This is a genomic window from Falsiroseomonas sp. HW251, from assembly GCF_050563545.1.
Taxonomy (GTDB): Bacteria; Pseudomonadota; Alphaproteobacteria; order Acetobacterales; family Acetobacteraceae; genus Falsiroseomonas.
Genome location: NZ_JBNXUM010000025.1, coordinates 58,315 through 79,247, shown reverse-complemented (window position 1 = coordinate 79,247; position 20,933 = coordinate 58,315). Strand labels below are relative to the sequence as shown.

Below are 20,933 nucleotides of genomic sequence, written 5' to 3'. Positions count from 1 at the left end.
GGCAAGGAAGGGGAAGGTTGCCATGAGCTTGGGCAGGCGATGGATGACGCTGGCCGCCGCGGCGGCGCTGGCGATCGGGACGGCGGCGCCGCCGGTTGCGGCGCAGGCGCCGGGCGCACTGCGGATCGTGCTGATCAATGACCTCGCCAGCCTCGATCCCGTGCAGTCCACCGCGGCCTTCGTGCGCAACCACGGCTTCATGGTCTACGACCAGCTCTTCGCGCTGGACAGCCAGGGCGCCGCGCGGCCGCAGATGGTGGACCGGCACGAGGTCAGCGCCGACGGCCTGTCGCACCGCTTCACGCTGCGCGATGGCCTGGCTTTCCACGACGGCCAGCCCGTGCGCGCGGCCGATGCCGTCGCCTCCATCCAGCGCTGGGCGCAGCGCGACGTGGTGGGGCGCGCGCTGGCGGCCTCGACCGCGAGCATGCAGGTGGTGGACGAGAAGACCTTCACCATCCAGCTCTCCCGCCCCTTCGCGCTGGTGACGGAGGCGCTGTCCCGCCCGACCGCGAGCGCGCTGTTCGTGATGCCGGAGCGCATCGCGCGCACGCCGGCCGCGACCGCGATCACCGATGCGACGGGCAGCGGGCCCTTCGTCTTCCAGGCAAGCCAGTGGCGCGCCGGCGAGCGCGCGGTCTACACGCGCAACGCCGCCTATCGCCCGAGACCCGAGCCCGCGGATGGCCTTGCCGGCGGCAAGCAGCCCCTCCTCGAGCGGATCGAGTGGGTCTCGATGCCCGATCCCGCGACGGCCGCGGCCGCGCTGCAGGCCGGCGAGATCGACTTCATCGAACAGCCCTCGCCCGACCTGATCCCGACGCTCGAGCGCAACCGCAACATCCGCACCTTCGCGCTGAACCCCGTCGGCTTCATGGTCTGGCTGCGCCTGAACCAGACGCAGCCGCCCTTCGACAACCCGGCCGCGCGCCAGGCGCTGCTGCACCTCATCAACCAGCAGGACGTGCTGCAGGGCATCGGCATCCGCGCCAGCGAACAGGTGCCCTACTGCCCCGCCTTCTTCTTCTGCGGCACGCCGCTGGAATCCAGCGCCGGCGCGCGCGGCCTGCGCACGGTGGACCTCGACGCCGCGCGTGCCGCTTTGCGCCAGGCGGGCTATGCAAACCAGCGCGTGCTGTTCATGGACGCCGCCGACCAGCCCATCAACCACGCCGCGACGCTGGTGATGGCCGAGAGCTTCCGGCGCGGCGGGCTCAACATGGATGTCCCCAGCATGGACTGGGCGACCGTCACCCAGCGCCGCAACCGGCGCGATCCCGTGGAGGCCGGTGGCTGGAGCCTGTTCGTCACGGTCGCCAACGTGCTGGACGGGCAGAACCCGCTCACCAACCTCTATCTCGCCAGCCCCTGCGAGGGCGGCATCGCGGGCTGGCCCTGCGACCAGCAGCTGGAAGACCTGCGTCGGTCCTGGTGGGAGGAGAATGACGCGGCGAAGCGGCAGGAGATCCTGCAGCGCGTGCACGCCCGCGCCTATGAGGTGCTGCCCTACATCAACGCCGGCCAGTTCCGCACGCTGGCGGCGCACCGGACGAACGTCGAAGGGCTGCGCGCGACCACGATCCCGGTCTTCTGGGGCGTGACCAAGCGGTGACGGCCGCAGGGGGGCAAAGCCCCCTGCAGACGTCACAGCATGTCGCGCACCAGAGGACAGGTGGAGCAGTGGATCCCGCCGCCGCCCAGGCCGACCTTGTCGTAGGCGACCAGGCGCACCGTCACGCCGGCGCGGTCGAGTGCTTCCTGCGTGCGCGGGCTGACCTGGTCGCTCATCAGGATGCGGCCCGGCTCGATGGCCAGGCAGTTGATGGCCCAGGACGGGTCCTCGTGGTTCACCGGGATCAGCCTGATGCCCTCCCGCTTCAGCTCCTCCATGAAGACGAAGGGCAGCGTCGAGGGATTCACGATGGCGGTATCGTGGTGGATCATCACGAAGGCGCCGTCGATGTGAAGGCGGTAGCCCGGGATCTGCACGCGGATCAGGCGCGCGCCCTGGACCTTCAGCACTTCCTCGACCTGGCGCGCGCCTTCCTCGTTCACGCGCGACGAGACGCCGACGACCGCCAGGTCCGGCCGGATCCAGGCGAAGCTGCCGCCTTCCATCAGCCCCGTGCCGTGGATGGTGCGCAGGATCGGCATGCCGATACCGGCGAGCGTCTCCGTCACCGGCGCTTCCTCGCCGCGGCGGATCCTCGGGCCCATGCGGGTAACAATGGCGCCGCCCTTCACGGCGAAGGAGGAATCGCGGGTGTAGAGCGACTTGTGGCGCCCCGGCGCGGCGCGACGGAGGTAGACGACCTCTACGCCTTCCTCGCGCAGCGCATTCGCCAGTGCGTCGTGCTGCGCCTGCTGCTCGGCCAGCGTCGGGCGAATCTCGCCGCGCCAATAGGCGCCGGTCGCGGGATCGCCGTAGGCGCCGAGCTCGGGGATCAGGGGCAGGTCGTCCACCACCCGCATCTCCTCGCCCGGGCGGTGCATCAGCACCACGCGCAGCCGGCCGATGTCGGAATTGCACCCCCATTCGCGTCCCCAGACGCGGGTGAGTTCGTCGGACGCCTCGAAGGGCGGCTCGGGCACCGAGGCGAAGCGCTCGATCAGCATGTTGTAGCGATGGTCGAACTCGCTCATCGCGCGTGACATGGCGGTCCTCCTGAAACACACGAAACACTCGAAACGAAACCCGTGAAACACGGGTGAAATCCGCTTGCGATACGAAGGGGAGCATGGAGCCCCGATTTCCCCCGCCGATCCGCCCCGCCAGGCCCGATGACCTGGAGGAGCTGCTGGCGATGCAGCTGCGCAGCCTGCGGGACCTGGCCGGCCCCTGCTACGACGAGGACCTGCTGGAAGCCGCCCTGGCCGAGATGGGCACGATGGACCCACGGATGATCGCGCAGGGCGCCTATCTCGTCGCGGAGGAGCATGGCCGGATCATCGGCGGCGCCGGCTGGACGATGCGCCAGCCCTCCTACGCCGCGCTGCTGAGGGAGCCCCTGCCCGACCAGGACGGCCGCACCGGCATCATCCGCAGCGTCCATGTGGACCCACCCTGTTACGGCCGTGGCGTCGCGCGCGCGCTGATCCGCGTGGCCGAGGCGATGCTGCGCCATGCCGGCGCGACGCGGGTAGAGACGCTGGTCGCCCTGCCCTGCGTCCCCGCCTATGCCGCCATGGGCTATGGGGCCGTCGCGGATCACGCCCTGCTGCTCGCGGGGCGGATGGAATTCACACTGCGCCGCATGGGGCGGGACCTGCCGGTCATGGCGCCCTCCTTCGCCGCAGCGCCAGATCGGCCAGCAGCAGCGCCAGGGTGAAGCCGACCAGCAGGACCGCGACCGCCGCCATGGCGGGATCCAGGTTCTCGTTGATGCCGTCCCACATGCGCTTGGGCAGGGTGAAGACGTCGCGGCTGGCGATGAAGAGCACGATCACCAACTCGTCCCAGGAATGGATGAAGGCGAAGATCGCCCCCGATGCGATGCCCGGCGCGATGCGCGGCAGGATCACCCAGCGCAGCGTCTGGACCAGGGACGCGCCCATCCCCCGCGCCGCCTGCTCCAGCCGCGGATCGAAGGACGCGAGCGCGGTGGACACGGTGATCACGACATAGGGGATGCCGGTAACGCCGTGCGCCAGCACGACACCGGCAAAACTGTCGAGCAGCCCGAGCTTCGCGAAATACCGGAACAGCCCCACGGCATAGACGATGGTCGGGATGATCAGCGGCAGCAGCATCAGCGCGCGCACCAGTTCTGTCGCGCGGCGGGAGATGCGCCAGCAGCCGATGGCGCAGAGCGTCCCCGCGCCGACGGCAAGGAAGGTGGAGGCGACCGCGATCCAGAAGCTCTGCGCGATGGAGCCGAGCCAGGCCTCGGAGGTCAGCACCGTGCCGTAGTGGCGGAGCGAAAGCGCGTCATGCGGCAGTGATAGGAAGCGCTGATCGGTCAGCGAGACCGGTAGGATGATCGTGATCGGCAGCACCAGATAGATCGCGACCGCGACGGCGGTCGAGGACGCGAACCAGCCAGGGCGATGCACGCCTTCCATCAGGCGCCCGACCCGAAGACGCGGCGCAGATCCAGCACGCGGGAGAAGACGACCAGCGTCAGCAGGATCGCGACGACCAGCATGGTCGCCATCATCGTCCCCAGCCCCCAGCGCACGAGGTTGTGGATCTGCAGCGCGATCCACTCCGCCACCATCAGCGTCTTGCCGCCGCCCAGGATCGCCGGCGTGATGTAGAAGCCGAGCGAGAAGATGAAGACCAGCACGGCGGCAGCGATCAGCCCCGGCCGTGACAGCGGCAGGAAGACCCGCGCGAAGACCGTCAGCCGCGACGCGCCGAGCCCCCGCGCGGCCGCCAGCAAACGCGGGTCGATCTCCCGCATGCTCGCGAGCATCGGCAGCACGGCATACGGCACCATGTAGTGCACCATGCCGACCACGATGCCGAACTCGTTCCAGACGAGCTGCAGCGGTTCCTCGATAACGCCGGCCGCCAGCAGCCCTTCGTTCACCAGGCCCTGGCGGCGCAGCAGCGTGACCCAGGCGAAGGCGCGCACCAGCACGCTGATCCAGAGCGGCACGAGCACCGCCATGAACCACCAGCGCCGCGCGCGCTCCTCGGCCAGCGCGATCCGGTAGGCCAGCACATAGCCCAGTGCGAGGGCGAGCACCGTCGTAATGACGCAGATCCTGAGCGTCGTCGCGATCACGCGCTGGACGGACTCGCTGGTGAACAGCCGTTCGTAATTCTGCAGCCCGGGCTCGGGCTCGGTGAAGGAGATCGCGAGGACCTGGACGATAGGCGCGACGTAGAAGGCCGTCATCAGCAGGAAGGCCGGCAGGATCAGCAGCCACCAGCCACCCTGCCGCCCCATCACGCGTCTTCCTCGACCGCCACGCTGGCCGCGGCGTTCCAGCCGAGGCGGACGGTGAGCCCCTCCGCCGGCGCGATCGGCGCGCCCCAGGCCGGCAGCGTGACGCGCAGCGTGCCGAGGTCGCGCGTCTCCACCGCCAGCGCGAAGCCCGCGCCGAGGTAGGACCAGCTCGCCACCCGGCCCTCCACCGTGTTGTCGGCCTCCTCGCCCTCGTTCAGCAGGGCGATCTTCTCGGGCCGCAGCGACAGCAGCATCGGCATGTTGTGCGCGGGCTGTGGCGCGGCGGGATCGAGCGCCTGCACCAGGCGCGTGCCGCCGGTGGCGAGCACCAGGCGGTTGGACCCCATCTCCCGCACCTCGGTTTGCAGGAAGTTCGACTTGCCCAGGAAGTCCGCGACGAAGCGCGTGCGCGGGCGTTCGTACAGCGCGGCGGGCGGGCCTTCCTGCACGAGCCTGCCGTGGTTCAGGATGGCGACGCGGTCCGACATGGACAGCGCTTCCTCCTGGTCATGCGTGACGTTGACGAAGGTGCGGCCGACGCGGCGATGCAGCGCGCGCAGCTCCTCCTGCAGCTCGGCCCGCAGCTTCTTGTCGAGCGCCGAGAGCGGCTCGTCCAACAGCAGCAGGGCGGGGTCGAAGACCAGCGCGCGGGCGAGTGCGACGCGCTGCTGCTGCCCGCCCGAGAGCTGCGCGGGCTTGCGGTCGGCGAAGCGGTCGAGCTGCACCAGATCCAGCGCGGCGCGTACCTTCGCCTCGCGCTCCGCCGCGCCGAGCTTGCGGACGCGCAGGGGGAAGGCGACGTTCTCCGCGACCGTCATGTGCGGGAACAGCGCATAGCCCTGGAACACCATGCCGAAGTCGCGCTTTTCCGGCGGCAGCGCCGTGATGTCGCGCCCGTCCAGCAGGATCGCGCCGGCCGAAGGCTGAACGAAGCCCGCGACGCACATCAGGATCGTGGTCTTGCCGCTGCCGGAGGGGCCGAGCAGCGTCAGAAATTGGCCCCGCTCCACCCGCAGCGAGACGTCGTCCACCGCGGTGAAGGCGCCGTAGCGCTTGGTCAGGCCCTGCAACGCCAGGGCATGGCCGGCGGCGCTGCTCATTCCCGGTAGTCCGGCTGCTCGCGGTCCAGCTTCCGCTTCAGCGCCTGCCAGGGCAGCCAGCCCTTGGTCGGCCCGGTGCCGAATTGCGACCGCGCGCGATCCACAACGGGCTGCGGCGGGATCGCGACCGGCGCGCCGGCGGACTGCACCGCGAGCTGGATGCGGCAGGACTGCTCAAGGTACCACATCCAGTAGAAGGCCTCGGCCACGGTGTGCCCGACGGTCAGCAGCCCGTGATGCCGCAGGATCATGCAGGGCCGGTCGCCGAGGTCGCGCACCAGCCGCTCGCGCTCCGACAAATTGTCGTCGTCCGCCACCCCTTCGTAGTCGTGCAGCGCTACGCGGCCGTCGAACTCCATCATCAGCTGGTTCAGCGGGAGCAGCCCGCCCTGCTGCGCCGCCACCGCCATCCCCGCCACGGTGTGCGTGTGCATCACGCACTGCGCGTCCGCGCGGCCGAGATGCACGGCGGAATGGATGACGAACCCCGCTGGGTTGACCGGCCAGGCGGTGGGCTGCGCGGGCTCGCCCTCGGCGTCCACGACGACCAGGCTGGACGCCGTGATCTCTTCGAAAAGCAGCCCGTAGGGATTGACGAGAAAGCGATGCCCCTCGCCCGGGATTCGGACAGACAGATGCGTGAAGACCAGGTCGGTCATGCCGTACAGCGCGACCAGACGATAGGCGGCCGCAAGGTCTTCGCGCAGCTCGCGCTCGGTCGGAACATGGTTCGGGTCGGGCCGGACAGGAGGCGGCGGCAATGGCATTCAGTAGCCCCGGGCGTGGTCGTAGGTGTTGGGCAGGGCCTCGCCGCGCTCATGCATCGCGATGAGCTGCGCGACATGGGCAGCGCGCTCGCGGCGCGGCGGCAGGCTCGCGACATGCGGCGTGACGGTCAGGCGCGGATGCGACCAGGCGGGATGGCCGTCGGGCAGCGGCTCCTGCTCGAAGACGTCGAGCACGGCGGCGGACAGCTTCCTGGCATCCAGTGCGGCGATGATGTCGTCCAGCTTCTGCTGGCTGCCGCGGCCGACATTCACCAGCGCCGTGCCGTCGCGCAGCCTGTCGAAGAGCGGCTTCGACAGGATGCCGCGCGTCTCCGGCGTCGCGGGCAGCAGGCAGACCAGCACCTGCGCCGCCGCGAGGAAGGCGTCGCGCTCGGCCTCGCCGGCGAAGCTGCGCACGCCTTCGATCTCCTTGCGCGTGCGCGACCATCCGATGACGCGGAAGCCTAGGGCGCGCAGCATGCGCGCGGCCGTCGCGCCCATGTGGCCGAGGCCCATGATGCCGACGGTCGTGGCCGGCGCTGTCGGCTCGAGCTCGAAGTAGTCCCAAGCCGCGGCGGCCTGGGCGATTGCCATGCGGCGCGCGTTCTTGACCAGCGACAGCACGGCCCAGGTCACGTATTCGCCCATCCGCTGCGCGGCGCCCGGCGTCGCCATGCGGACCAGCGGGATGTGGCGCGGCAGGTCGGGGTCGCGGGTGATGAAGTCCACGCCGGCGCCGCTGCCGAAGATCACGCGCAGCTCGGGCAGGCGGCACAGCCGCCCGGGCTCTGGGTCCCAGACCAGGACATAGCGCACGGACGCCGGGTCCACCGCGGGGTCGTCCCACCAGCGGACCTCGACGGCCGCGCCCGCCTCGGCGAAGTGACGCTGCCATTCCGGCAGCGCGGCCTCGCCGCCGGACTTCACCAGCAGGACCGGTCGCGCCAAGACGTTCAGCCCGTCACCGCGTCGAGATACTGCTCGTTCACGGATTGGTAGTTGTCGCCCCACCAGACGCCGTTCACCACGACCTGCTGGCGCTCGTTCGCGGGGTCGGTCGGGTTCACCTCCTTCAACTCGGCCGGCACCTGCGCCGCGGCGCGCGGATTGGTCGGTCCGTTGCCGAGGAACTGCAGGAGCCCGACCTGAGGCTCCGGCTTCGCCAGCATGGAAGCCAGCAGCCGCTGTGCGAGCTCGCCGCCCTGATTGCCGCGCGGGATGACGAAGATGCCGGGCTGCAGAAGGCCCTGATTCCAGATGAACCTGATGCGGCCGTTGGTCTCGCGCTGCAGGACGGTGGCGCGGGTGTGCCAGATATGGCCCATCACGGCCTCGCCGGTGCGCAGGAATTGCTCGGACTCGCTGCCCGAATTCCAGAGCACCATGTTGCGCCGGATCTCCCGCACCTTCGCCAGGCACGCCCGGACGTCGAGCGGATAGAGATTCGCCGGATCCTTCCCCAGCGCCATCTGCACCGCGTCGAGCGTCGCCACCGCGTCGCGGCGCAGCAGGCGCGTGCCGGGGAAGCGGCGCGTGTCGAAGAAGTCCGCCCAGTTCTGCGGCCCGCCATTCGGGAACTTGCTGCTGTCATAGGCGAGCACGGAGCTGAACGAATAGGGCGCCGCGCCGTGTTCCAGCGCGAAGCCCGGCGCGATCACGTTCTCCCGGTTGACGATGGTGTAGTCGATCCGGCTGACCAGGTTCTGCTTGCCCAGCACGACGGAAGACGAGGCCGAGCTGTCGCAGAGGTCCCAGGTCACGCGGCCGCTTTCCACCATGGAGCGGATGCGCCCGGCGGATGGGCCCGTGCTGTCCTGCACCACGCGCACGCCCGCATTCTCGGCCGCGAAGGGGTCGCCGTAGAAGCGGCCGAAGCCGTCATTCGCGATGCCGCCCCAGTTCACCATGACGAGCTGGCGGCCCTGCGCGCCGGCCTCCTTCGGCGATAGGCCCGCGCCCACGCCGAGGGCGGCGAGGCCCGCCATCAGCGTGCGGCGGCTCACCTCGCCGCGGCGGAACCTCCGGAAGGCCAGTTCGACGCAATCCTGCTGGAAGCTTTGCATGCCCCGTCTCCCTGCTGGGTCCCCTTGATCGCGGGCGCCGCCGGCGGGAACCTCGGGACAGTGAAACGCGGGAAGCGCGCGGCGGCAATGACCCAGAACCCCTTCAGCGCCTCTTTCCAGGCGAAACCCTGGTGGTGGGAAGCCGCCGAGCCGCCCGACCGCGACACCCCCCTCCCCGACCGCGCGGCCGTCGCGATCGTGGGCGGCGGCTATGCCGGCCTCTCCGCCGCGCTGACCTTGCGGCGCCTCGGCCACCAGGCCGTTGTGCTGGACGCCGAGCGCATCGGCTGGGGCGCGTCGTCGCGCAACGGCGGGATGGTCTCGGGCGGGCTGAAGGTGGCGGGCGGCGACCTCGAGAAGACCTACGGGAAGGAGGAAGGGCAGCGCATCGCGCTCGCCGCCGCCGCCTCCCTTCCCTTCATCGAGGAGACGATCGCGCGCGAGGCGATCGAGTGCGACTATGTCCGCTGCGGCCGCTTTGTCGGCGCGTGGAGCCCCGCGCATTACGACGCCATGGCCGCCAAGGCCGACTGGATCGCGGAGGTCACGGGCCTGCCGACCGAGATGATCCCCCGCAGCCGTCAGCGCGATTTCCTCGGCAGCGACTTCTACCATGGCGGCATGGCCGCCGCCGCGACGGGCAGCCTGCACCCCGGGAAATACGCCCGCGGCCTGGCCGCTGCAGCGGAGCGCGCCGGCGCGGTGCTGGTGGACGGCGTGCGCGTGCAGGGCATCGCGCCGGCGGGCAGCGGCTTCCGCATCGCGACCGACAAGGGCGAGATGGTCGCCGACGCCGTGCTGGTCGCGACCAACGGCTATTCGCTCGATCCTCGCGGCACGGCGAGCCCGTGGCTGGCGCGCCGCCTGGTCCCGCTCAACTCCTACATCATCGCGACGGAGGAGCTGCCGGAGGAGACGATCGAGCGCCTGTTTCCCGGGCGGCGCATGATCAGCGAGAGCCGGCGCGTGCTGAACTATTTTCGTCCATCACCGGATGGTCGTCGCGTCCTATGGGGTGGCCGCGCGAGCTTCCGCAAGGCGACGGCGGAGGAGTCCGCGCCCACGCTGCACCGGCGCATGGTCGAATGCTTCCCGGAGCTCGCCGGCGTCTCGATCACGCATGCCTGGACCGGCTACGTCGCCTTCACCTTCGATGGGTTGCCACATATCGGTGTGCAGGACGGCGTGCACTACGCCGCGGGCTGCCAGGGCAGCGGCGTCGCCATGGCGACCTGGCTCGGCCACAATGTCGCGCTGAAGATGGCCGGCGCCGCAAACCAGCGCTTCGCGCTGGACGGCCTGCCCTTCCCGACGCGGCCGACCTACACGGGCAATCCGTGGTTCCTGCCCGTGGTAGGCACGTATTACCGCATCCGCGACGCACTGGACCGGAGGGCGGCATGAACGCCGACTTCGTCCTGCTCGGCGGCCGTGTCGCGACGATGGACGCCGCAGGCACGGAATGCAGCGCCGTCGCCGCGCTGAACGGGCGCCTCGTCGCGCTGGGCCGGGACGAGGAGGTGAAGCACCTCATCGGGCCCGACACCACCGTGCTGCACGCAGAGGGCAAGCGCGTCCTGCCCGGCATCGTGGACAGCCACGCGCATCCCGATGCCTACGCCATCCGGCTGTGCACCTGGACGCTGGTCTCGCCGGACCGCGTGCGGTCTCGCAACGAGTTGCTGTCCACGATCCAACAGCGCTGCGCGGAACTCCCGCCCGGCCGCTGGGCCGCCTTCTACCGACTGAACGAGCGCGCCTCCGGCGGCTATCCCACGCTCGACGAACTCGACGCCGCGTCCGGCGGCCGCCCGCTCTTCATCCTGCGCACCGACGGGCATCTCGGCCTCGCGAACCGCGCGGCCTTCGCGGCCTGCGGCATCGACGCGACCACGCCCGACCCGCCCTTCGGCCGCTTCGACAAGGTGGACGGCGCGCTGACCGGCCTGGTGCGGGAGACCGCGGCCCATGTCTTCCTCAACGCCGTGCACGGCCAGGACAGCGAGGCCGACATCGCCGACGGCATGGAGATGGTGCAGGACCAGTGCCTGGCCGCCGGCATCACCTCCGTTGCGAATTCGCTGACGCCGGCCAAGGCGATCCGTGCCTACCAGGACATGTGCCGCGACGGGCGCTGGCGCATGCGCATGGGCATCATCGCCTCGGGGCGCGACGAGCCGCTCATCCCGCACCTCATCGGGGCCGGCATCCGGTCGGGCTTCGGCGATGAATGGCTGCGCCTCATCGGCGTCGAATGGTGCCCGGACTGCTCCACCTCCGGCCGCACCGCGGCGTATTGGCAGCCCTATGTCGGCGCGCCGATCCCCGGCGAGCCCGTGCCCAACACCGGCATGCTGCTCTACGACAAGGACGACCTGACGCAGCGCGCCACCGCCGCGCATCGCGCGGGATTGCAGGTGATGATCGAGGGCGTGGGCGACCGCGGCATCGACTTCGCGCTGGACGTGATGGAAGCCGCGCTCGCCGCCCATCCCGTGGCCGACCACCGCATGCGCGTCGAGCACTGCTGCTACGTCACGCCCCCGGTCCTGGACCGGTTGAAGCGCGGCGGCTTCGTCGATTCCTCCGCCACCGGCTTCATGGACGAGCTCGGCGAGGCCTATGCCGCCAACCGCGGCCAGGCCGCGATGCGCTGGATGTGGCCGCATCGCAGCCTGATCGACGCCGGCGTGCCCGCGCCGGGCCATTCCGACTTCGCGGTCTGCCGCGTCTCGCCCTGGACCGCGATCGCCGCGATGGTCACGCGCCGCACCACCACCGGCGCCGACCTCGACGCGACGGAGGCGGTCACGCCGCGCGAGGCCGTCCGCGCCTACACCTGGCTCGGCGCCTGGGCGCAGCGCGAGGAGCGCGAGAAGGGCTCGCTCGAACCCGGCAAGCTCGCCGACCTGATCGTGCTCGACCGCGACGTGCTGGACGGCGACGCGGCCGCGATCGCCGGCACGCAGGTCGTCGCGACCGTGGTGGGTGGCGCGATCCGCCACCGCCTGTAAGCTGGCCGCGCCCATCACGGGAAGGAAACGCCGAATGAAAAGCCGTCTTCTGATCGCCGTCTTCGTCGCGGGCCTTGTCCCTGCGGCCTCGCAGGCCCAGGGCCTCGTCACCGAACGCAGCATCTCGGCGGCGCTCGCCGTCGAGGCCGCGCAGGCCGCCGTCGCCGCCTGCGCGGAGCGCAACTTCCGCGTCGCCGCCGCCGTCGTGGACCGCAGCGGCCAGGTCAAGGCGCTGGTGCGGGCCGACGGCGCGGGGCCGCACACCGTCGATGGCAGCCGCGCCAAGGCCTTCACCTCGGCCACGCTGCGCGTCCCGACCTCGGGCGCGCAGACCGCCGTGCGGGAGAACCCGGCGGCCTCGACCCTGCCCTTCCTGCCGGGCGTCGTGCCGTTGGCCGGCGGCGTGCCGATCCGCGCGGGCGAGGATGTCGTGGGCGCCATCGGCGTCGGCGGTGCGCCCTCCGGCCTGGTCGACGAGGAATGCGCCAATGCCGGCATCGCGCGCATCCGGGACCGACTGAACTGAGTCTCGCTTCCACCGGGCGGGGCGCGTGAACGGCGCGCTGCCCGCTTCCGCCGCCGCGCTCATGATCCTGCTCTGCGCGGGCTGGGGCGCCGGGCAGATCGCGGTGAAGCTCGGGCTGGATGGCATCTCGCCCATCGTGCAGGTCGGGCTCCGCTCCGCCATCGCGGTGCCGCTGCTGCTGCTCTGGTGCCGGCTGCGCGGGGTCGCGGCCTGGCGGCGCGACGGCACCTTCTGGCCCGGGCTGTTCGCCGGCGCGCTCTTCGCCGCGGAGTTCTGGTCACTCTACGAGGCGCTCGGCCGCACCACGGCGGCGCGCAGCACGGTGCTGCTCTTCACATCGCCCTTCTGGACGGTGATCGGGCTGCACCTGCTGCTGCCGGACGATAGGCTGACCAGGCGCAAGGTGGCGGGGCTGGCGCTTGCCTTCGCGGGGCTGCTGGTCGCCTTTGCCGACCGGCTTGGCGCGCCATCCGACGGAAGTCTCGCGGGCGACCTGCTCGCGCTCTTCGCCGGGATCTGCTGGGGGCTGACGACTGTCGTCATCAAGGCCAGCGCGCTCGCCCGCATCGCGCCGGAGCGCACGCTGCTCTACCAGATCGGCACGGCGCTGGTGCTGGTGCCGCTGGGCTTCGCGCTCGGCGAGCGCGGCATCTTCGCTCCGACGCCGGTGGTGCTGGCCTCGCTCGCCTTCCAGGGCGTGGTGCTGGCCTTCGCGTCCTATGCCGCCTGGTTCTGGCTGGTGGCGCGACACAAGGCCTCGGCGCTCGCGCCCTTCCTCTTCCTGACGCCGGTCTTCGCCGCGGTCTTCGGCGCGATCGTGCTGGGCGAGCCGCTGACGGCGCCGATCGCGGCGTCTGTCGTGCTGGTCGGCGCCGGGATCTGGATCGTGAACAGGGGTTAGGCGCGCTTCAGCGCCAGGCGCTGCGGCGCTTCGTCCACCCGCGCCGCCGCGAAGGCCGCCATCGCCTCCTCCGGCCAGGCCGCGACGCGCCGCGTCGTCAGGTCCACGCAGAGGAACAGCACCTCGTTCTCCGCGCTCAGCCAGCCCTCCTCGGCGTGATACAGCCGGTGGCGCACCAGCAGCCGCTTCGCGTCGAAGGCCAGCACCGCGCTCTCCGCCGTCAGCGGCGCGTCCAGCAGCACCTCACGCCGATAGGCCTGCCAGGATTCGACCGCGAAGGTGCCAAGGCCTCGCGCGCGCAGACCCTCCCCCAGCGCGATGCGCGGCCAGAGCACATCCGTCGCCATGTCGAAGGCGACGAGGTAGTAGGCCAGGTTCATGTGGCCGTAGTGATCGACCCACTCCGGCTTGACCCGGCCGATGAACTCACGCGTCACGCCAGTCTCATCCGCAGGCGGGATAGGCCAGCCAGCCGAGCTCCCGCCCGTCCGGCGCGTCCACCCGGATCGCGTCCACGCAGCGGCGTTCCAGCATGAAGGCGCGCAGCCCCTCGCCGGGCAAGCGGCTGTCCGCCGGCACGGGATCGCGCCGCTCCACGGCGCCGGTGCCGAGATCCGCCACGCAATCCTGGCGCGTCCCGTCGGGCAGTCGCACCCGCGCCAGCGCCAGCCCATGGTTCATGAACCAGGATTCCACGACCATTGCGCCCGGCCGGTCCGCAAGGCACGCCCGCAGCGCCGGCATCAGGTCGCGCAGATGGTCCCACCAGGGCGGACCCTGCTGCTGCGCCGCCACCGGCGTCGCGATCAGCAGCAACCCGGCAAGTGCCGCCCTCAATGGATCTCGTCCGCCTTCGCGATCGCGTCCTTCAGCTTCGCCACGCTGAATTCGGGGTCGCGGCAGATGTCGAGGATCACCTTCTCCCGCCGCGCGCCGAGCTCGATCGCCGCCGGGATCAGCCGCACCACGTCATGCGGGATCACCACGGCGCCGTGGCGGTCGGCATGGATCACGTCCTCATGCGTCACGTGCATGCCGTGCACCGAGACCTCCTGCCCGTAGCCCACCATGTGGACATAGGCGTGGCTCGGGTTCACCACCCCGGCGATCAGCTGGAAGCCCGGCGCGAGCATGTCCAGGTCGCGGATCGAGCCGTTGGTCACCACGCCCTGCGCGCCAAGCGCCTTGTGCACGGCCGAATGCACCTCGCCCCACCAGGCGCCGACGCCCGGCGTGTCATCGAGGTCCTGCAGCACCACGACCGTAGGAAGTGAAGATTTTGCGACATAGTCGTACCAGCCCAGCCGGATCGCCTTGTCCTGTTCCTTCGGCCGGCCGGACGGCGCGGCGGCGCGGATAGTCCCCGTGCGCGCCAGGCCGCAGACCGGCGGCAGGCTGGGATTGGCGCAAACCATGGGGCGGATGGTGAAGCCATGCCCGCGCCGCTGCGGCGCGACCAGCTCGAGCGCGTTGCAGATGGTCGGCGTGTCCCATTGGCGGAGCCTTTCCAGGTCCTCGCCGGTGAACGGATGCTCTGCCATGCGCCCCTCCTCATCTCTGTCCCGGCAGCATCGATCCCCGACCGCCTCCGGTCAAACCGGGCAGGCCGCTATGTCGCGCTTGGCGGAATAAGCCAGGAACGGTAGCCTTGCGCGACAGGAATGGACGCCGCGCACAGTGACGCCCCCCAATGAGGCGCCGCGCTCCCCCGCAGGGAGTGCATGATGCCTGACAGCCTGCCCACAAGGTCGCGCCCGACGGCGGCCGGGCATCCCTCGCCCGCGGTCCAGCGCCTCAGCGCCTGGCTCGGCCGGATCGACGCGCGCGCGGGGCTGATCTCGGTGCTGATGCTGGCCGTCGTGCTCGGGCTGGCCAGCGTCGCGCTCGGCATCGTCTCCCGCCAGGTCGGCATCGTGGAGCAGGTTGGCCAACGCGACCGCGCGGCGGATGCTGCGGTGGACGACCTCTCCGCCCATATCACCGACTTCTCCTCGACCTTCGCCGCCGTGATCGCCGGCAGCATGCAGCCCAACGTCGCGGCGCAGCGCCTGGTGACCAACGGCGACATGCTCGTCGCCTCCTTCGGGCGGCTGCAGGCCATGCTGGCGCGGGAACTCGACCCCATCCTGGTCGCGGGCGGCGCCGACATGGCCCGCCGCCTGCCGGAATTCACCGGCCAGGTCCGCACCGCCTTTACCCAGCGTCAGACCGCGAGCTTCGGCCTCCTGCACGAGGAATGGGCCGATTTCGCCAACACCTTCCAGCGCGTCGCCGCCGCCGCCCGGGCCGAGGTGAAGCGCCGCTCCGACGCCTCGCTGGCGGAGGCCCATGCCCTGGAATCGCAGGCGCAGAACGTGATCCTCATTGCCGGCGTGGCCGGCATGTGCGGCTGCGCGCTGGTCTGGATCATGCTCTCCCGTCTGTTAACCCAACCCATCACCCGGCTCGCCAGCGCGATGGAGAACATCGCCCGCGGCAACGTGGAGACGCCCGTCCCGGAAGCCGCGCGCGCCGACCAGGTCGGCGACATGGCGCGCGCCGTCGTGGTGTTCCGGGAGAACCTCCTGGCCAGCCGCGCGCTCGCCGAGACGGCGGCCGAGAATGCCCGCCGCACCGCGGTCGCCACCACCCAGGCCTCGCATGCCATCGGCCAGGTCTCCGACGGCGCCATGACCCAGCTCGCGGAGCTCCGCCAGGTCGAGGATGCGCTCGGCCAGACCGCGCATGGCGTGCGCGACGTCGTGCGCTCCACCCAGGAAAGCAGCGACCGCGCCGACAACGCCAAGGCCCTTCTGGCGGAGAACCTGGTCAAGCTGCACGCGCTGATCGAGCTGGTGGACGCCGTCGCCGAGGACACCGAACGCGTCACCCGCATCGCCGGCACGATCTCCAAGGTCGCGACCCAGACCAACATCCTCGCCATCAACGCCGCGATCGAGGCCGCGCGCGCCGGCGAATACGGCCGTGGCCTCGGCGTGGTCGCCGAGGAAGTCCGCGCGCTGGCCGCGAATGCCGAGACGCTGGCGCAGGAGATCGCCGACGTCGTCCACGTCGCCGGCCGCCGCACGCGGGAAGGCAGCGGCACCGCGGCCGCAGTGGGCTACGCCATGGACGAGCTCGAGAAGATCGTGACCGACAGCGCGCGCCTCGCCGGCGCCATTGCCGTCGCCATGGAACAGCAGCAGGCCACCGTCGGCTCGGTCAGCGAGCGCGTCAGCACCCTCTCGCGCATAGCCCAGTCAAACGCCACCGCCGCCGAGGAAATCACCGTCACCATGATCGATCTCTCCCGGCTGGCCGCCGAGACCCGCAGCACCGTCGAGGAGATGGCCGAAGGCAGGGGCCGCGCGTGACCGATGCGATGGTGCCGGACGAGGATGTCGCGATCCTCGTCGTGGACGACAGTTCCTTCAACCGCCTGGTGCTGAAGAAGCGCCTCGGCGAGCTCGGCTATACGAACGTCACCATGACGGAGGACGGGCTGCAGGGCCTGGCCGCGCTGGAGCGCGGGCGCTTCGACGTGGTGCTGCTCGACCTCGAGATGCCGAACCTCGACGGCATCGGCGTGCTGGAACAGCTGCACGCGACCCGCGGCGCCGCGCCGCCCGTCATCGTGATCTCGGCGCTCACCGAGATGGAGAAGATCGTCCGCTGCATCGAGCTCGGCGCCGAGGACTACCTGCCGAAATCCTTCGACCCGCCGCTGCTGCGCGCGCGCCTCGGCGCGATCCTGGAGAAGAAGCGGCTGCGCGACCTCGCTGATGCGCGGCTGCATGCGCTCGAAGCGGAGCTGGAGTCCGCGCGCACCGCGCAGCTGTCGCTCGTGCCGCGCGACTTCGGCGCCGCGTCCTGCGGGCAGGTCACCGTGCATGCCGCGATGATCCCGGCGCGGCAGGTCGGCGGCGACCTCTATGACTGCCTGCGGCTCGATCCCAGGCGCATGCTGTTCACGGTGGCCGATGTCTCGGGCAAGGGCGCCTCGGCGGGGCTGACCATGGCGCGCAGCTTCGGCCTGATGCGCGCGGCGGCGAAGAACATTGCCGCCGCCGGCCACATGCCCGATCCCGGCGACATCCTGGCGCTGGCCAACGACGACCTCGCCGCGGAGAACGACGCACAGACCTTCGTCACCGCCGTGCTCGGCATCATCGACGCCGAGACCGGCGAGGGCCGCATCACCGTCGCGGGCCACGACGCGCCCTATGTGCTGGGCGCCGGCGGCCCGCGGCTGCTCGGCCCGTTCGGGCGCCAGCCGCCGCTCGGCACGATCGAGGGCATTCCCTTCCGCTCCGACCCCTTCGTGCTCGCGCCGGGGGAGGCGCTTTTCGTCTTCTCCGACGGCGTGACCGAGGCCGAGAACGGCCAGGGCGGCTTCTTCGGCAAGGACAGGCTGCTGGCCGCTCTCGGGGGCGCGGGCACCGCGCCGGAGCAGGTCGTGGGGGAGGTGCTGCGCGCCGTGGCCAGCTTTGCCGACGGCGCCGCGCAGGCCGACGACATCACCGCGCTCGCTCTCCGCTTCGGGCATTGAGCATGGCGCGCCCCGCGACCGCCGGGCCGACCGACGCCGCGCCGCGGCGCGCGTTCCGGCGCCCGCGGCCTTGACCGTGCCGATCGCGGCCCGCGCCGAGGCCGATCCCCCCCTGGACGCGGTCACCGTGACCGCCCTGGCGGGGCTGGAACGCCTGGCCGGCTTCGCGCCGAACGAGGTGCTAGTCAGCCGCCTGCGCCGCGCCGCCCGCCAGGCCGCGGCCGCCGTGGCACGGGAGCCGCATCTCGACGACCCGCACTGGGCGGCGCTGGTGGACGCCGTCACGGTGCAGGAGACGCGGATGTTCCGCGGCGCCGACCAGATCGAGGCCTTCCGCGCCGGCCCGCTCGGCGGTCTCATCGCTGGCGCGCGCGGCCGGCCGCTCCGCCTGGTCTCGGCGGGCTGCGCGACGGGCGAGGAGGCCTGGACGCTCGCGATTTTGGCCGCCCGCGCCGGCGCGACGCAGTGGCGGGTGCTCGGCCTCGATCTCTGCCGCCCCGCGCTGGACGCGGCGGCCGAGGCGACCTACCGCCGCGGCCCGCCCGACGCGCTGCGCGAGGTGCCGTCCCGCGACCTGGCGATGCTGGCAATGCAGGATGGCGCCTTCCGGCCAGTGGAGGCGTTGCGTCCGCATGTCGGATTCAGGCGCGCCAACCTGCTCGACCCCCTGCCCAGCCGGGCGCGCGCGGATGCGATCCTGTGCCGCAATGTCCTGATCTACCTCACGGCGCCGGCGCGGATCGCGGTGCTGCTGCAACTCGTCGCCGCGCTGAGGCCGGGGGGCGCGCTGCTGCTCGGCCCGACGGATGCGCCCCCGCCCGGCCTCGGCCTGGTGCCGTTCGGGCCCGAGGCCGCCGGCATCTGGCGGAAGGAGGGCGGGGAATGAGCGACGCCCCGCCCCGCGCCCTGCTCGCCGGCGGGCGAGCCTTCGCCCTGCCCGAGGGGGCGCGCGCCATCCTCCCTGGCCCGCTCCGCCCGCTGCCGCTGGCCGCCGATGGCGTGCTCGGCGTCGCGCTGCTGGACGGCATCGCGGTGCCGGTGCTCGCCGCCGCGCCCGGGCTGGGCCACGGCGCGGCCTGGGTGCTGCTGGACAGCACGGCCGGGCGCCTCGTCATCGCGGGAGAGGCGCTGATCGAGGATCTGCCGGCCGAGGCGGGCCCGCTGCCGCTCGCCGCCCTCGGCAGCCGCCCCGCCCCGCGCGCCCTGCCCGACGAAGGCGCCGCGGCGCCCCACGCAGCGCGGGCCGCGCGCAGCCTGCCGGCCGCGCTGATGGCCCGGCTCGGCGGGCTCAGCCTGGCGCTGCCGCTGTCAGAGCTCGAGACCGTGCTCGCCATGCCGCCGCTGCGCCGCACGCCGGGCGTGGGCGGCGCCGCCCTCGGGCTGGCTTCCGCGCCGGGCGGGCCGCTGCTGGTGCTCGACCCCGCCCGCCTGATGGAGGGAGAGGCGACGGGCCAGGCGCCGATCCAGCTCGCGGTCTTCCGCCATGCCGGCCGCCGGCTCGGCCTGCCTTGCGCGCAGCTTGTGCCGACAACGGAGGACGGGTCGGGCTTCGTTGAGCGCGTCCAGGCCCTGCTGCCGGAACTCGGCGCCGCGCCGCTCGGCACAACCGCGCCGCCGCCGCCCGCCGAGCCGATGCGCGCCCTTCTGCTCTGCGAGGCCGCGGGCCAGCCCTTCGCCCTGCGGGTCGAGGACGTCGTCGCCGCCATCGCGCCGCTGTCGCCGAGCCCGGCGCCCGACCGCGCGCGCGGTGCAGGGTCGATGCCGGGGGGAATCGTCGTGCGTGGCGTGGTCGCCCATCGCGGCGAGGTGCTGCCGGTGCTCGATGGCGGCGAGCGCCTCGGATTGCGGCCCGTGCTGCAGGGGCCGGGGAGCGAGGCGCCGATGCTGCGGCTTGCCGGCGCCCGCCCGGTCGCGCTGGCGGTCAGTCAGGTCACGGGCCTGCGCAGCATCCCCGAGCGCCTGATCACGGCCGCGGCCGGGGAGGGCATGGTGGCGGCGATGGCAACGCTCGGCGAGCAGGTCGTCCCGGTCTGCCGCGCCGCCGCGCTGGCGGGGGCGGGACCATGATTCGCGTCCTGGTCGTGGATGACAGCACCTTCATGCGGCTCGCGATGCGCCGCATCATCGAGGCCGAGGGCGACCTGCGGGTGGTCGGCGAGGCCGCCGACGGCGAGGCCGCGATCGAGCAGGCCGCGCGACTGCGCCCCGACGTGGTCGCCATGGACATCGAGATGCCGCGCCTCGACGGGATCGAGGCGACGCGGCGCATCATGGCGCTGCCCGACCCGCCGGCCGTGCTGGTCGTGAGCCACCACACGCGCGACGGCTCCGCCACGGCGCTGGCCGCGCTGGAACGCGGCGCGGTGGACTATGTCTGCAAGGACAGCGACATCGGCGGCGTGGACCTCGGCATGCTCGACAAGGAGCTGCGCCTGCGGCTGCGCCACTGGGCGGGGCAGCGCAGCGCGCGGCGTCCGATCGCGATAACGCCGGCACCGGTGCGCGCGGCGAATGTCGGCGGCGGCTGCGACCTCGTCGTGATCGGCGCATCCACCGGCGGGCCCGATGCGCTGGCGCTGCTGCTGGCCGCGGCCGGCCCGCTGCCGGTGCCCTGCGTGATCGCCCAGCACATGCCGGCAGACCTGGCTCCCGACCTCGCGGCGCACCTCGCGCGGCTTGGCAGCGTGCCGGTCGTGGTGGGGGAGGCCGGGCAGGTCCTACTGCCGGGCGAGGTCGTGCTGATCCCCGGCGGCTGCGACGGCCAGGTCGCGCGGCGGGCCGATGCGCCGGGGCTCGCGCTGCGTCTGCGCGTCTCCGCCACGCCGGTGCAGCCCTCGGTGGACCTGCTGTTCCGCTCCGCCGCCACCGCGGCGCGCCGCGCGCTCGGCGTTGTCATGACGGGGATGGGGCGCGACGGCGAGCTCGGCGCGCAGGCGATGACGGAACGCGGGATGCCGGTGCTGGCGCAGTCGCCGGAAAGCTGCGTCGTCGCGGGGATGCCCGGCGCGCTGATCGAGGCCGGCCTGGCCGCCGAGACCCACGACCCCGCTGCCATGGGCCGCCGCATCGCGCGGCTCGCGACGGAGAAGCCGCAGTGACGCCTCGGGGGATCGCCGCCGCCTTGCGCTTGTCAGGTGGC

The 20,933-nt window shown here is 72.1% G+C and carries 21 protein-coding genes; 11 read left to right on the top strand and 10 right to left on the bottom strand.

Annotated features, from left to right (window positions below):
• The first annotated feature begins 22 nt into the window (after positions 1-22).
• Positions 23-1,612, top strand: coding sequence for an ABC transporter substrate-binding protein (locus ACLF3M_RS25575; protein ID WP_430659819.1), 1,590 nt, complete (start codon positions 23-25; stop codon positions 1,610-1,612).
• Between the two features lie 32 nt (positions 1,613-1,644).
• On the opposite strand, the gene ACLF3M_RS25570 is transcribed toward ACLF3M_RS25575, so the two are convergent.
• Positions 1,645-2,655 carry a dimethylarginine dimethylaminohydrolase family protein gene (locus ACLF3M_RS25570; RefSeq protein ID WP_430659818.1) on the bottom strand — a complete coding sequence of 337 codons (1,011 nt, stop codon included), beginning with the start codon at positions 2,653-2,655 and terminating at the stop codon, positions 1,645-1,647.
• Between the two features lie 83 nt (positions 2,656-2,738).
• Here ACLF3M_RS25570 and ACLF3M_RS25565 point away from each other — a divergent pair, with 83 nt between their 5' ends.
• The gene (locus ACLF3M_RS25565) at positions 2,739-3,329 is read left to right on the top strand and encodes a GNAT family N-acetyltransferase (RefSeq protein ID WP_430659817.1); all 591 of its coding nucleotides are present in this window, start codon (positions 2,739-2,741) and stop codon (positions 3,327-3,329) included.
• Here the strand turns inward: ACLF3M_RS25565 and ACLF3M_RS25560 are convergent.
• From ACLF3M_RS25560 to ACLF3M_RS25535, 6 genes are read right to left on the bottom strand one after another with little or no spacing between them, the layout of a single operon-like run.
• Positions 3,274-4,062, bottom strand: coding sequence for an ABC transporter permease (locus ACLF3M_RS25560; protein WP_430659816.1), 789 nt, complete (start codon positions 4,060-4,062; stop codon positions 3,274-3,276). The two genes, ACLF3M_RS25565 and ACLF3M_RS25560, sit on opposite strands and share 56 nt — an antisense overlap.
• Positions 4,062-4,895: an ABC transporter permease gene (locus ACLF3M_RS25555; protein ID WP_430659815.1), complete on the bottom strand. Its 834-nt coding sequence runs from the start codon at positions 4,893-4,895 to the stop codon at positions 4,062-4,064. The genes ACLF3M_RS25560 and ACLF3M_RS25555 overlap by 1 nt, the downstream gene beginning before the upstream one ends.
• Positions 4,895-5,995, bottom strand: a complete 1,101-nt coding sequence (locus tag ACLF3M_RS25550; RefSeq protein WP_430659814.1) for an ABC transporter ATP-binding protein — start codon at positions 5,993-5,995, stop codon at positions 4,895-4,897. The genes ACLF3M_RS25555 and ACLF3M_RS25550 overlap by 1 nt, the downstream gene beginning before the upstream one ends.
• On the bottom strand, positions 5,992-6,762 hold the full coding sequence (locus ACLF3M_RS25545) for a class II aldolase/adducin family protein (RefSeq protein WP_430659813.1): 771 nt from the start codon (positions 6,760-6,762) through the stop codon (positions 5,992-5,994). The genes ACLF3M_RS25550 and ACLF3M_RS25545 overlap by 4 nt, the downstream gene beginning before the upstream one ends.
• Positions 6,763-7,710: a 2-hydroxyacid dehydrogenase gene (locus ACLF3M_RS25540; protein ID WP_430659812.1), complete on the bottom strand. Its 948-nt coding sequence runs from the start codon at positions 7,708-7,710 to the stop codon at positions 6,763-6,765.
• Between the two features lie 5 nt (positions 7,711-7,715).
• Entirely contained in the window at positions 7,716-8,825 is a 1,110-nt protein-coding gene (locus ACLF3M_RS25535; protein WP_430659811.1) for an extracellular solute-binding protein, read from the bottom strand.
• Positions 8,826-8,912: 87 nt separating this feature from the next.
• Here ACLF3M_RS25535 and ACLF3M_RS25530 point away from each other — a divergent pair, with 87 nt between their 5' ends.
• The 4 genes from ACLF3M_RS25530 to ACLF3M_RS25515 are packed head-to-tail and all read left to right on the top strand — an operon-like array spanning position 8,913 to position 13,266.
• A complete protein-coding gene (locus ACLF3M_RS25530; protein ID WP_430659810.1) occupies positions 8,913-10,229 on the top strand; it encodes an NAD(P)/FAD-dependent oxidoreductase in 1,317 nt (438 codons plus the stop codon).
• The gene (locus tag ACLF3M_RS25525; protein WP_430659809.1) at positions 10,226-11,839 is read left to right on the top strand and encodes an amidohydrolase; all 1,614 of its coding nucleotides are present in this window, start codon (positions 10,226-10,228) and stop codon (positions 11,837-11,839) included. Before ACLF3M_RS25530 ends, ACLF3M_RS25525 begins: the two co-directional genes overlap by 4 nt.
• 34 nt (positions 11,840-11,873) lie before the next feature.
• A complete protein-coding gene (locus tag ACLF3M_RS25520) occupies positions 11,874-12,365 on the top strand; it encodes a GlcG/HbpS family heme-binding protein (protein ID WP_430659808.1) in 492 nt (163 codons plus the stop codon).
• Positions 12,366-12,390: 25 nt separating this feature from the next.
• The gene (locus tag ACLF3M_RS25515; RefSeq protein ID WP_430659807.1) at positions 12,391-13,266 is read left to right on the top strand and encodes a DMT family transporter; all 876 of its coding nucleotides are present in this window, start codon (positions 12,391-12,393) and stop codon (positions 13,264-13,266) included.
• On the opposite strand, the gene ACLF3M_RS25510 is transcribed toward ACLF3M_RS25515, so the two are convergent.
• The 3 genes from ACLF3M_RS25510 to ACLF3M_RS25500 are packed head-to-tail and all read right to left on the bottom strand — an operon-like array spanning position 13,263 to position 14,807.
• Positions 13,263-13,703 (bottom strand): acyl-CoA thioesterase, encoded by a 441-nt coding sequence (locus tag ACLF3M_RS25510; protein WP_430659806.1) that lies wholly within the window; start codon positions 13,701-13,703, stop codon positions 13,263-13,265. The genes ACLF3M_RS25515 and ACLF3M_RS25510 overlap by 4 nt on opposite strands.
• Before the next feature lie 7 nt (positions 13,704-13,710).
• Positions 13,711-14,103, bottom strand: a complete 393-nt coding sequence (locus ACLF3M_RS25505; protein WP_430659805.1) for a hypothetical protein — start codon at positions 14,101-14,103, stop codon at positions 13,711-13,713.
• A complete protein-coding gene (locus tag ACLF3M_RS25500; protein ID WP_430659804.1) occupies positions 14,100-14,807 on the bottom strand; it encodes an RraA family protein in 708 nt (235 codons plus the stop codon). Before ACLF3M_RS25500 ends, ACLF3M_RS25505 begins: the two co-directional genes overlap by 4 nt.
• A gap of 183 nt (positions 14,808-14,990) precedes the next feature.
• On the opposite strand from ACLF3M_RS25500, the gene ACLF3M_RS25495 reads away from it, so the two are divergent.
• The 5 genes from ACLF3M_RS25495 (at position 14,991) to cheB (ending at position 20,892) form a co-directional block, all read left to right on the top strand.
• A complete protein-coding gene (locus ACLF3M_RS25495; protein ID WP_430659803.1) occupies positions 14,991-16,619 on the top strand; it encodes a methyl-accepting chemotaxis protein in 1,629 nt (542 codons plus the stop codon).
• Positions 16,616-17,794, top strand: coding sequence for a PP2C family protein-serine/threonine phosphatase (locus ACLF3M_RS25490; protein ID WP_430659802.1), 1,179 nt, complete (start codon positions 16,616-16,618; stop codon positions 17,792-17,794). The genes ACLF3M_RS25495 and ACLF3M_RS25490 overlap by 4 nt, the downstream gene beginning before the upstream one ends.
• Before the next feature lie 76 nt (positions 17,795-17,870).
• Positions 17,871-18,680 carry a CheR family methyltransferase gene (locus tag ACLF3M_RS25485; RefSeq protein ID WP_430659836.1) on the top strand — a complete coding sequence of 270 codons (810 nt, stop codon included), beginning with the start codon at positions 17,871-17,873 and terminating at the stop codon, positions 18,678-18,680.
• On the top strand, positions 18,677-19,861 hold the full coding sequence (locus ACLF3M_RS25480) for a chemotaxis protein CheW (RefSeq protein ID WP_430659801.1): 1,185 nt from the start codon (positions 18,677-18,679) through the stop codon (positions 19,859-19,861). The genes ACLF3M_RS25485 and ACLF3M_RS25480 overlap by 4 nt, the downstream gene beginning before the upstream one ends.
• Positions 19,858-20,892 (top strand): chemotaxis-specific protein-glutamate methyltransferase CheB, encoded by a 1,035-nt coding sequence (cheB, locus tag ACLF3M_RS25475; RefSeq protein WP_430659800.1) that lies wholly within the window; start codon positions 19,858-19,860, stop codon positions 20,890-20,892. Before ACLF3M_RS25480 ends, cheB begins: the two co-directional genes overlap by 4 nt.
• The last annotated feature ends 41 nt before the right edge of the window (positions 20,893-20,933 follow it).

Excerpts from the sequence above, each read along its gene's own strand:
- ACLF3M_RS25555 (WP_430659815.1), bottom strand. The coding sequence starts at position 4,895 with ATGGGGCGGCAGGGTGGCTGGTGGCTGCTGATCCTGCCGGCCTTCCTG.
- ACLF3M_RS25545 (WP_430659813.1), bottom strand. The coding sequence starts at position 6,762 with ATGCCATTGCCGCCGCCTCCTGTCCGGCCCGACCCGAACCATGTTCCG.
- ACLF3M_RS25530 (WP_430659810.1), top strand. The coding sequence starts at position 8,913 with ATGACCCAGAACCCCTTCAGCGCCTCTTTCCAGGCGAAACCCTGGTGG.
- ACLF3M_RS25535 (WP_430659811.1), bottom strand. The coding sequence starts at position 8,825 with ATGCAAAGCTTCCAGCAGGATTGCGTCGAACTGGCCTTCCGGAGGTTC.
- ACLF3M_RS25560 (WP_430659816.1), bottom strand. The coding sequence starts at position 4,062 with ATGGAAGGCGTGCATCGCCCTGGCTGGTTCGCGTCCTCGACCGCCGTC.
- ACLF3M_RS25480 (WP_430659801.1), top strand. The coding sequence starts at position 18,677 with ATGAGCGACGCCCCGCCCCGCGCCCTGCTCGCCGGCGGGCGAGCCTTC.
- ACLF3M_RS25565 (WP_430659817.1), top strand. The coding sequence starts at position 2,739 with ATGGAGCCCCGATTTCCCCCGCCGATCCGCCCCGCCAGGCCCGATGAC.
- ACLF3M_RS25575 (WP_430659819.1), top strand. The coding sequence starts at position 23 with ATGAGCTTGGGCAGGCGATGGATGACGCTGGCCGCCGCGGCGGCGCTG.
- cheB (WP_430659800.1), top strand. The coding sequence starts at position 19,858 with ATGATTCGCGTCCTGGTCGTGGATGACAGCACCTTCATGCGGCTCGCG.
- ACLF3M_RS25525 (WP_430659809.1), top strand. The coding sequence starts at position 10,226 with ATGAACGCCGACTTCGTCCTGCTCGGCGGCCGTGTCGCGACGATGGAC.
- ACLF3M_RS25550 (WP_430659814.1), bottom strand. The coding sequence starts at position 5,995 with ATGAGCAGCGCCGCCGGCCATGCCCTGGCGTTGCAGGGCCTGACCAAG.
- ACLF3M_RS25520 (WP_430659808.1), top strand. The coding sequence starts at position 11,874 with ATGAAAAGCCGTCTTCTGATCGCCGTCTTCGTCGCGGGCCTTGTCCCT.
- ACLF3M_RS25570 (WP_430659818.1), bottom strand. The coding sequence starts at position 2,655 with ATGTCACGCGCGATGAGCGAGTTCGACCATCGCTACAACATGCTGATC.
- ACLF3M_RS25495 (WP_430659803.1), top strand. The coding sequence starts at position 14,991 with ATGCCTGACAGCCTGCCCACAAGGTCGCGCCCGACGGCGGCCGGGCAT.
- ACLF3M_RS25500 (WP_430659804.1), bottom strand. The coding sequence starts at position 14,807 with ATGGCAGAGCATCCGTTCACCGGCGAGGACCTGGAAAGGCTCCGCCAA.